The sequence below is a fragment of the Alteromonas sp. ALT199 genome, from assembly GCF_018619335.1.
Classification (GTDB): domain Bacteria; phylum Pseudomonadota; class Gammaproteobacteria; order Enterobacterales; family Alteromonadaceae; genus Alteromonas.
Genome location: NZ_JAHHDX010000140.1, coordinates 1 through 692, shown reverse-complemented (window position 1 = coordinate 692; position 692 = coordinate 1). Strand labels below are relative to the sequence as shown.

The 692-nt window shown below is 43.5% G+C and carries 1 protein-coding gene; it reads right to left on the bottom strand.

The features are described 5' to 3' along the window. Positions 1-35: 35 nt before the first annotated feature. Positions 36-692 (bottom strand): aminotransferase class IV (locus tag KL866_RS15280; protein WP_214995806.1); only part of this gene is annotated, 657 nt, incomplete at its 5' end.

The window sequence follows — 692 nt, the reverse complement described above, 5'->3', positions numbered from 1 at the left end:
AAGGCCCGCTTCACAAAGCGGGCCTTTTCTATTTTCTAGGCTTCGAATTTGTATGCATGGTAGGCTTTAATAGCCTGTTCCCACGTATAACCAACTTCACCTGCGCCAATTAGCTTGCCATCAACTTCCACTACAGGAGCTACTTCTTTACTTGAAGAAGTTAGCCATACCTCGTCGGCCTGAAGCAATTCTTCTTTGCTAAACCAGGTTTCCGTCACCACAAGCCCAGCTTGTTTAAATGCCTCAATCGCAATGGCGCGAGTAATGCCCGGAAGAAGCTCGTGATTCAATGGCGGTGTATAAATGCATCCATCTTTCACTATAAATACATTACACGAGCTTGCTTCGGTAACCATCCCATCGCTGTTGTACAAGATCGTTTCGTTGACACCGGCATCTACTCCAGCTTGATAGTGCATTACATTACCTAACAGGGATGTAGATTTAATATGGCAGCGTTGCCACCTTTTATCCTGTTGTAGAGCAACTTTAAAGGGCTTAGCATCAGCTTTAGAAGTGGGCTGGGGAGGCGCAATCTCAAAAGCGAACCCAAATACTGTAGGCGCTATATCTTTAGGATAAGCATGAAAACGTTTTTTGTCGGTTCCACGACTTACATGGAAGTAAACACCTATGTTTCCACTTTCAATAAGTGCTGTATTTTTCTCAATTAAGTTAGACAAAATGGTTTG